7 protein-coding genes, 1 tRNA gene and 1 pseudogene are annotated in these 9,297 nt (G+C 43.0%); 6 read left to right on the top strand and 3 right to left on the bottom strand.

Going from position 1 to position 9,297, the window contains the following annotated elements; all coding sequences use genetic code 11:
- From QUA45_RS26140 to QUA45_RS26130, 3 genes and pseudogenes are all read left to right on the top strand, one after another.
- A pseudogene (locus QUA45_RS26140) lies at nucleotides 1-77 on the top strand (DUF4079 domain-containing protein); the annotation flags it as partial.
- Nucleotides 78-411: 334 nt separating this feature from the next.
- The gene (locus tag QUA45_RS26135) at nucleotides 412-1,434 is read left to right on the top strand and encodes an ATP-binding protein (RefSeq protein ID WP_333222669.1); all 1,023 of its coding nucleotides are present in this window, start codon (nucleotides 412-414) and stop codon (nucleotides 1,432-1,434) included.
- A 19-nt stretch (nucleotides 1,435-1,453) separates the two neighbouring features.
- The gene (locus tag QUA45_RS26130) at nucleotides 1,454-3,934 is read left to right on the top strand and encodes a S8 family peptidase (protein ID WP_333222667.1); all 2,481 of its coding nucleotides are present in this window, start codon (nucleotides 1,454-1,456) and stop codon (nucleotides 3,932-3,934) included.
- 226 nt (nucleotides 3,935-4,160) lie between these two features.
- Here QUA45_RS26130 and QUA45_RS26125 read toward each other — a convergent pair.
- Both QUA45_RS26125 and QUA45_RS26120 read right to left on the bottom strand, forming a co-directional pair.
- A tRNA-Cys gene (locus QUA45_RS26125) sits at nucleotides 4,161-4,231 on the bottom strand.
- Complete coding sequence (locus QUA45_RS26120; RefSeq protein WP_333222666.1) at nucleotides 4,222-4,434, bottom strand: hypothetical protein; 213 nt, start codon at nucleotides 4,432-4,434, stop codon at nucleotides 4,222-4,224. The genes QUA45_RS26125 and QUA45_RS26120 overlap by 10 nt, the downstream gene beginning before the upstream one ends.
- Between QUA45_RS26120 and cpdA the strand changes: the two genes are divergently transcribed.
- The 3 genes from cpdA (at nucleotide 4,433) to QUA45_RS26105 (ending at nucleotide 7,854) form a co-directional block, all read left to right on the top strand.
- Nucleotides 4,433-5,212: a 3',5'-cyclic-AMP phosphodiesterase gene (gene cpdA, locus QUA45_RS26115; protein ID WP_333222664.1), complete on the top strand. Its 780-nt coding sequence runs from the start codon at nucleotides 4,433-4,435 to the stop codon at nucleotides 5,210-5,212. The two genes, QUA45_RS26120 and cpdA, sit on opposite strands and share 2 nt — an antisense overlap.
- 188 nt (nucleotides 5,213-5,400) lie before the next feature.
- Nucleotides 5,401-6,879 (top strand): alpha-amylase, encoded by a 1,479-nt coding sequence (locus QUA45_RS26110; RefSeq protein WP_333222662.1) that lies wholly within the window; start codon nucleotides 5,401-5,403, stop codon nucleotides 6,877-6,879.
- A 198-nt stretch (nucleotides 6,880-7,077) separates the two neighbouring features.
- Complete coding sequence (locus QUA45_RS26105) at nucleotides 7,078-7,854, top strand: SDR family NAD(P)-dependent oxidoreductase (RefSeq protein WP_333222660.1); 777 nt, start codon at nucleotides 7,078-7,080, stop codon at nucleotides 7,852-7,854.
- Between the two features lie 89 nt (nucleotides 7,855-7,943).
- Here the strand turns inward: QUA45_RS26105 and cofG are convergent, their stop codons facing one another.
- Nucleotides 7,944-8,894: a 7,8-didemethyl-8-hydroxy-5-deazariboflavin synthase subunit CofG gene (cofG, locus tag QUA45_RS26100; RefSeq protein WP_333222658.1), complete on the bottom strand. Its 951-nt coding sequence runs from the start codon at nucleotides 8,892-8,894 to the stop codon at nucleotides 7,944-7,946.
- Nucleotides 8,895-9,297: the final 403 nt, after the last annotated feature.

The following is a 9,297-nucleotide window of genomic DNA, read 5'->3' as shown; positions in this document are numbered from 1 at the left end:
TTGTGCTCTTGGGGCTGTTTGGCTGGCAAGCGGTAACAGGCGTGGAAATCCTGCAAAGAATTATCAGCAAAATGTGAGAATTTGAGTAAGATTGCTAATTGCTAATTGCCTTGGGGCGATTAGTGATTAGCAATTAAATTTTCATATTTATATTTAACGTAGAAGGACGAGGCGTCAATTATTTCTCACATAAAATAAAATTTTAATCATTGCTTATAAGATAGCGGTAAGGTAATCTGACACTTCTGTATACAATATAATTTATTCACATTAATTAAGTTATTAGTTATAGATAAAAGATAACATCGTAGCCACAGAAAATCCATACATAAAACTGAGCATTTCCAATGTTGACTTTTTAGTAAAAATGGACTATATTTAATTAAGGAAGGTATGTAGAGTATTAAACTCTTGTTGCAAGATATGGCGCGTGGCGAAACCCTCAGAAAACTATTCAGAAGCTTCTCTCACAATGAAAGAGATGAGTTTTTGGCTGCCGCTAGGGAAATTATTGAAGAAGAAAAAAATAAAAATCATGTCTTACTTGCTAGAGATTTAGAAAAGCTGCTTCTAAACGGCACTGAATACACCAAACCTCTAGCTGCTAATTTGGCACCTTGGAATAAGTTTCCGGAACCTCCTAAAGACAAGGATACTGGACTTTCCTTACTTAATGTACAACGATTCGATCTTACTTGGGATCGCATCGTACTCAGTGAAAAAGTTTTTGATATCCTTCAAGAAATCGTCCTTGAAAACCGCAAGCAAGACATCCTTGTAGCCTATAACCTGAAGCCCAAAAACAAATTGCTTTTCTGCGGCCCACCTGGTTGCGGCAAAACTCAAACCGCAAAAATCCTTTCGAGTGCGTTGGGGCTACCGCTTGTTTATGTAAACTTAACAGCGGTATTCTCTTCTTACTTGGGTCAAACTGCCACTAATCTTCAGAAAATTTTCACCTACATTGAAAACGGTGAGTGGGTTGTTTTGTTCGATGAGTTTGATGCTATCGCCCGCGATCGCGATAACTTAAATGAACACGGCGAAGTCAAACGCCTAGTGAATAGCTTACTACAGCTCATAGATAATGCGACTAATCAAAGTATCTTTGTCGCAGCTACTAATCACGAGAAACTACTGGACAGTGCTGTTTGGCGACGCTTTGATGAAGTTATTTTCTTTGATAATCCAACAGTTGAACTGCGGACGGCTCTTTTGAGTCGCTATCTGTCTGCGATCCGTTATACTGCTATTGATCTATCTAGTTTTGCCGCGAGGCTTGAGAATGCTACTGGAGCAGATATAGAGCGGATTTGCTCTGATGCGATTAAAGCTGTGGTTCTGCGAGGGGAACGTACCTTGAATGCAGATGATTTAGAATTTGCGATCGGGCGTTTTTTAGACAGACAAAGTATAATAGCCAACTCAAAATAATTATTTACGTCTAGACCTAATGGTAAGTAAGTTTGAACATTTGAAATTACCTAGAATAAACATCGAATTACCTCGGCGATCGAAGCCTGGATTTGGCGGTAACAAACGGCCTAATATTAGTGAACATAGTAAGCATTTATTGGGTCAAATTGCCATCTTGACTGAGCCTGTCAAGGAAAAAAATAATCCCTTCCGTCTCGATCCCAAATTAATTTTTAAGCTGAAAATGGCTAAAAAAGGTTATATTTCAGATGATTTGGTGACTCTAACAGGACTTAATTGTTTAGCGCGTGAACCCAACAAAGCTATTGTGGTTTTTTCATCTGATAATCAGCTAACAGAATTCAAAAAAAGGTTAGAAAATTACAGTCAAATTACAGATGGGCCTAAATATGAATATTTAGGAGCAATTGATGACGTAGTTCCTTTAGAACGTGAGGATCGCATTGGTCGTCTATTGGAGCTAAAGCCTGTAGAATCAGATGAACTTGCCGCCTTAGATTTGGAACTGTGGCACACAGGCGATCGCAAAGAAATGAAAAAGTATTTAGATGATATTACCGAAACGCTAGAATACTTGTCCAGTGATACTGCTCCTATGAGAATGAGCGATCGCTACATAGGTGAATACCTATGTATAGCGCGAATTAAAGTCAGTCATGAAGTTTTAGAGTTTTTGTTAGAAGAGAAAATTGTTAAGGAAATAGATCGCCCTCCCCAACCTGCATTTGAAAGCACTGCTGATTATAATCTACCAATTGTTAGTTTTCCAGAAGTTGTTTCCCCACCTGAAGATAATTGTGGCATTCTTGTCATAGATTCTGGCGTACAGCGTGGTCATCCGTTGATTGCTCCAGTGTTGGGTGAAGCTGAAGTATTCCCAGATGCAAACCGCCAATTCATAAAAGGTGGCCCTGACGATGTAAATGGACATGGTACTAATGTCGCTGGAATTGCTATCTATGGAGATGTTGAGAATTGCATTAAACAGCGTTCGTTTGATCCAACAGCTTGGCTATTTTCTGCTCGTGTGACAAACGATGAGAACCAATATGATGAGGATCTTCTCGTAGAAACTCAACTCGATCAAGCCATTCGTGCTTTTGTTGAACAGTATCCCAATTGTAAAGTTATCAATATCTCACTGGGTAACGCTGACCAAATTTACAGAGAGGATCAGAAGCAGTTTCGATTAGCTGCAAAGATCGATGAAATTGCTTATCAATACCAACATAAAAATATTGTTTTTGTAATTTCAGCAGGAAATGCTTTTTATGAAGAGGCCAAATCAGATGAGCAACTACGGATTGATTACCCAAATTATCTCCTGGAAAAGAGCGCTCGAATCATAGATCCCGCGACTTCAGCAATTGCACTAACCGTTGGTTCTTTATCATTTGGTCGCGGTAGCATCACGGAACCTTCTGATGTCCGTCGTCAGGCGATCGCAAAACTACAAGGATACCCTTCTCCATTTACCAGAACTGGCTTTGGAGTGGATGGAATGATTAAGCCCGATGTTGTAGATTTTGGTGGAGATTTAGTATTAGACCTCAGTTATCGAGAAAGTCTGGATCTACCTAAAACCAATATACTGTCAGATAATGTAGCTGGTGTATCTGTTCTGACTTTATCCAAAGATTACTACAATTCTTTGTTTCAGCTATGCAGTGGTACAAGCTTTGCGGCACCTCGTGTTGCTAACCTTGCTGCTCAACTCTTTACAAAATACCCAGATGCCAGTTCTAATTTGATTCGGGCGCTTATTGTCAACTCTGCGGTTCTTCCCGAAGAAATTCCGCCCGAATTTCAATCTAAAGGTAACAATTCCTCAACTCAACAAATTAAAAAGCAGTTAGCAATCTATGGTTATGGGCAGCCTGAACTGCAACGTGCAATGTATTCCGCCGAAAACTATGTTGTTCTATCAAAGGATAATATTTCGATAAAAGTAGGAAGTTTTCATATTTACGAAATTCCCCAGTTGCCATCTGATTTCCTGAAGAAAAAAGGCACTCGTATATTGTCCATTACCCTCGCATTTGACCCGCCAACTCGTCCGACTCGTGGAGACTCATATCTAGGAGTCACGATGGAATTCGACCTTTTTAAAGGCATCGACCGCGAAATTGTTAAAAATGCTTATGAAACGGCTACCAAGACAAGTTTGCCTGATGAGTCCCCAGACAACACAAAAACAAAGTTAAAGGAAAAACATGGCGCTGGTATTGAAGTCACATTGTCTCCTACTTCCACTGTGCGAAAAAAAGGAACAATACAAAGGGGGCAAGTAGAAATTTTTGATCGATCCACAAAATACGATCGAGGAAACATGACCCTAATTGTAAGTTGTAACCGTAAATGGGCAAAACCCGATGAAATTGAAATACAACGTTATGCTTTAGTTGCTTGCATTAGTCATTCCGATCCTACAGTTGATTTATATAATCGTATGAAAATCCAGATAGAACAGAGAGAGAGAATTCGAGGAAGAGTTTAACAGGTGATGGAGTAGTGAGAGTAACCATGAAAAAATAGCATAAGAGACAAGAACAGTCCGGGGCATACTATCAACATAAAAAAGCGGGTTTCTCGTTCTCATCCTTAACCTAAAATTACGCAATCAGGTTAAGAAACCGGCTTTTTGCCTCAGTCTTAAAGAATTAAATTTCGCCACAACCCTCGAAAGGTTTGCCCATCGCCCCACATCTAACAAAAATTAAAAAAGGCGGCACCCAGATTTGAACTGGGGGTGGAGGTTTTGCAGACCTCTGCCTTACCACTTGGCTATGCCGCCGTCACGTCTGAAATTTGACGTTTTCTTATATTACACCAAATCTCGAAAATTTTAACATACCTGTCAAAAATTTCGTGAAGCCCAGCTATCCCGATCGCGCCTGGGTTCCCGAAGGGTAGGGAATCGCCCTTTTTTCCCATATCCCGAAAACCCTTGTGGGAAGGTACTGTAGAACTATAGCAACGACCCGCAACACCAGCCATGACACCAGTTTCTCCCCTACTCGTCGCCCAAATCACCGACACTCACTTGTTTGCAGAGCTCGATCGAGAATGGAAAGGCCTCTCAACAACCCGCACCCTCCAAGCAGTTCTCGATCGCGTGCAACAGATACAGCCGCCGCCCGACTTACTCCTACTCACAGGCGACTTGTCCCAAGACGAAACACCCGAATCCTACCAGCGCCTCGTCTCCCTCATCGCCCCCCTCGGAATACCCGCCTACTGGATACCTGGGAACCACGACAACATCCCAGTCATGGCAGAAATCTTAAATCAACCGCCCCTTTCCCCAGAAAAATCATGGATGCTAGGAAACTGGCAATTTCTATTACTTTCGAGTGTGGAAGCCGGATGCGACGGCGGGCGGCTTTCCCCAGAAAGCTTGCATTGGCTCGACTCTCAACTGCAACAAACCGGCGATCGACCTGTTATCATTGCCTTGCACCATCATCCTTTGCCGATCGACTCTGAAATCATGGATGGAATGATGCTGCAGAATGCTGATGAATTTTTCGCAATTGTCGATCGATACCCTCAAATCAAAATAGTCCTCTGCGGCCACATTCACCAAGAATTTCAACAACAGCGGGGTTCAGTTACCTACTTGGGGACACCCAGCACCTGCATCCAACTTTTACCCAAAAGCCATCCGATTATCCTTGACGAAATCCCGCCGGGATTTAGATTGCTTGAATTGGCGATCGACGGTACTTGGAACACCAGAGTTGAGCGAGTTGCTGCAAAGTCGCCACCAAATTAATATTTTTTAGTCTGCCTAAAATTAGTATCAAATTTACATTCTGTTGTCAATACATCAACAGATAGATTTTTTTTAGCAGCCCCATCTTTTATGATATTTATTAACCATAGATTGCAGACATACGTAAACTAGCGAGCTACGAACATAAATGTCGATCGCAATTTAAAAAAACAGGAAAAACTAAATATATGTCTCAACTCAATGGCGTGATGATGCAGTATTTCCACTGGTACAGCCCCGACGACGGCAGCCTGTGGAATCAGCTAGCGAAATCTGCAAAAGATTTAGCCAAAATAGGGGTTACATCCCTGTGGTTGCCACCCGCCTATAAAGGAACTGGCGGCGGCATGGATGTGGGTTACGGCGTCTACGACTTATTCGATTTAGGCGAGTTCGACCAAAAAGGGTCGGTACGCACGAAATACGGCACAAAAGATGAGTATTTGGCCGCGATTAAAGCTGCCCAAGATGCAGGAATTCGGATTTATGCCGATGTTGTCTTCAACCACAAATTAGGTGCCGATGCAGAAGAAGAAGCCGAAGCCACACCCTTCAATCCCGACAACCGGAATGACACCGTAGGCGAATATCAAAAAATCAAAGCTTGGACGCATTTTACCTTCCCCGGACGCGACAAAAAATATTCTAGTATGGAGTGGCATTGGTGGCATTTTGACGCCATTGATTACAACGTTTACAACACAGAAACCCATGCCGTTTACCTGCTAAAAGGCAAAGAATTCGATCGAGGAGTAGACTTAGAAAAAGGTAATTTTGACTACCTCATGGGTTGCGATTTAGATATGGACAACCCAGAAGTCAGCGGGGAGTTAAAATACTGGGGTGAGTGGTATGTCGATACAACAAACGTTGACGGCTTTCGTTTCGATGCCGTCAAACACGTTAAAGCAGAATTTTTCCAAGAATGGTTGGAACACGTTCGCCACTATGCCCAACGCGACCTATTTGCCGTCGGTGAATATTGGTCTTATGAAGTGGAAGCTTTGCACTACTTCATCCAAGCAACGGATGGTAAAGTCTCCTTATTTGACGCCCCCCTCCATTACAACTTCCACGCTGCTAGCAAAGCCGGCAATAGCTACGACTTGCGAACAATTTTTGATAACACCCTCGTCCAACAGCAACCAACCCTCGCCGTTACCTTGGTTGACAACCATGATTCTCAACCATTACAATCCCTAGAATCTGTTGTCGAGGCTTGGTTTAAACCTCTTGCGTACGCTTTAATCTTGCTGCGAAGCGAAGGATATCCGTGCATTTTTTACCCGGACTATTATGGCGCCAACTATAAGGATACAGCAAACGATGGCAACGAATACGAGATTTGGTTAGACAAACATCAGTTTATTCTCGATAAATTCTTGTTCGCGCGCCAAACTTATTCCTACGGCAATCAGTACGATTACTTCGACCACGCCAATACCATTGGCTGGACGCGACTCGGAGATGAAGAACATCCGGGCGGCATGGCTGTGGTACTCAGTAACGGAGGCGATGGCACCAAGTTTATGGAAGTCGGACAACCGAATCGAACTTATATTGACATCACCGAACACATCAAAGAACCAATCACAACGAATGACGATGGTTGGGCTGATTTTCGGTGTAACGCCGGTTCTGTTTCGGTCTGGGTGCCACAGCCTTAAGAACTGCATTAAAATTGACGTACTCCTCAGCCTAAAGTAGGGTGTGCACTGCACACCTTACCGCTATAATTAGTACATTAAACCACTTTTTACTTTCATGATTTTGATGACAAAAAGTTGTTTGTAGTGAGGACTAAATCTCTCTAGTATTATTTTTATTCTATGCGATCGCGCGAAAAAAATATTTATATAAAAAATATGAAACTTTCAGAAAAAGTTGCCGTTATTACCGGCGGTGGGTCGGGAATTGGTCATGCAGCAGCAATTTTAATGGCCAAGGAAGGCGCAAAAGTTGCTATTATCGATCACATTTTGGAAACGGGGCAAGAAACCGTCCGCCAGTTGGTCAATGAAGGAGGCTGCGGGCTGGCTATTGCCGCAGATGTTGGAGATTCTCAGCAAATGCAAAAAGCGTTTCAAACAATTTTTGACAAATATCAAAGAATTGATATTTTGTTTGCAAATGCGGGTATTAACGGTGTATGGTCGCCGATAGAGGAGATAGAACCCGATGAGTGGGATCGGACAATTAAAACCAACCTCAGAGGAACATTTTTGGCTGTTAAGTATGCTGTTCCTCATCTGAAAAAACAAGGAGGTTCAATTGTAATTACATCCTCGATTAATGGCACCAGAAGTTTCAGGAAAGTTGGTGCCACGGCCTACGCTTGTTCAAAAGCTGCCCAAGTAGCCTTTGCAAAAATGCTGGCGCTAGAACTCGCAGCCTGCCAAATTAGAGTCAATGTGATCTGTCCGGGCGGTGTGCTGACTGCCATTGAAGAAAGCACCGTTAAGCGCCATCTCGATCGCATTCCAGTCGCGCCTGATTCCATTCAAGACATGATTCCTTTGACGGATAATACGGCAGGTTCTAGCGAAGAAGTCGCCCAATTAGTGTTATTTCTGGTATCACATTCCTCCAGCTTTATCACAGGTACTGAAGTGTGGATTGATGGTGGCGGTTCTTTGATTTAAAATCTCAATAGTTTATTTTTATCACTCGGCGGTTGAAACCGCTTCTTGTCAAACGAAGTCCTCCTGCGCGGACTAAGAAATAAGAATTTCTAATGACTAACTCTCCATTGTTTAACAGCCGTTTGCAATGTCTGCGGCAGCCACTTATTGTACTGAGGATAAACAGGCAAACGCTGCACAAGTTGCCATCCCGATACTGCTAAAATTTTTGTTAAAGTTTGGTGTTGCAAGTGAGGATAATCGGGATTAACTTCATCCCGCGGCCCAATTCCTCCTAAATCTCTAGCACCTGCTTCTAAACAAGCCAGCAATATGTCTGGCTGTGCAACTAAATTGGGCGGAATTTGTAGGACAATTTCATCAGGTAAAATGCTGCGGGCGATCGCAATTACTTCCGGCATTTTTGTAGCATCAAAAACTTCACCGTCCCAAATTTGCTGATTTCCCGGACTGTGTGGCTGGAGGATAACTTCTTGAATGTGATTGTAACGCGAATGAATGCGGGCGATCGCCTCTAATGTCTCCACCCAATCGGCCTCACTTTCCCCAATTCCCAGCAGCAAACCAGTGGTAAACGGAATCTTCAATTCCCCAGCCCATTCTAACTGTTGCAGCCGCAGCGCCGGAACTTTACTCGGTGCGTGTCGGTGAACAGTTTGTAACAAATGTGGGGCAAGCTGTTCTAGCATCAGCCCCATCGATACATTCACCTCTTTTAACTGTGCCATCTCCTCAAAGCTGAGCGGCCCCACATTAGTATGCGGCAAAAATCCCAGAGCAAGTGCCAGTTCGCACAAATCGTAAATCCGTTGCAACCAAGCTTTTCGCCGTTGACTGTGAGGATGTACCTCGCCGCTGAGGATCAGAATTTCAATTACACCTTGAGTTTGCAGCAGCAAAAGCTGTTTTTCGGCTTCTGGTACTGTCAGCCAAGGACTTTGCAAGGGTTCGGCCCGAAAATTGCAATAGGTGCAGCGGTTAAAACACTCGTAAGTAGGAACCAGAGTATAAGCAGGGCTGTAGGTGACGGTGCGGGACATTCGTTGGGACTTTTATCGATCGGACTTACGCAACAACATATATCTGTGCAGTGCGAGTTTTGCGGTTGGCGATTGCCGACCTTCATCTATCTTAACACTGACGCAAGCCCGGAATTTCGTCGCCCAGGTAGATTATGAGTATTCTGCATTTGTGGGCGATCGTCCACAAAGTCCACCTTCTGCTTTTAAAAACCCCACAAAGCAAGCTTTCCAGGCTGACATAAGCTCTGGTTATATTTTTTATAAAAAAAACTGTGCTTAGAAGCCCTTTACAAACTGAAATAAAAGCTTTATGTTTATTTACATGGCGGAACACAAAGCCGTCACGAACATTGAAAACCAAATAAAGCAATCATAAACAAATGACAACAACCTTACAGCAGCGCGAAAGCGCCAACGTCTG

The organism is Microcoleus sp. Pol12A5 (assembly GCF_036701435.1).
In the GTDB taxonomy this organism is placed as follows: domain Bacteria; phylum Cyanobacteriota; class Cyanobacteriia; order Cyanobacteriales; family Microcoleaceae; genus Microcoleus.
Note: the sequence above shows the minus strand (reverse complement) of the source record. Positions and strands in the feature narration are given on the sequence as shown.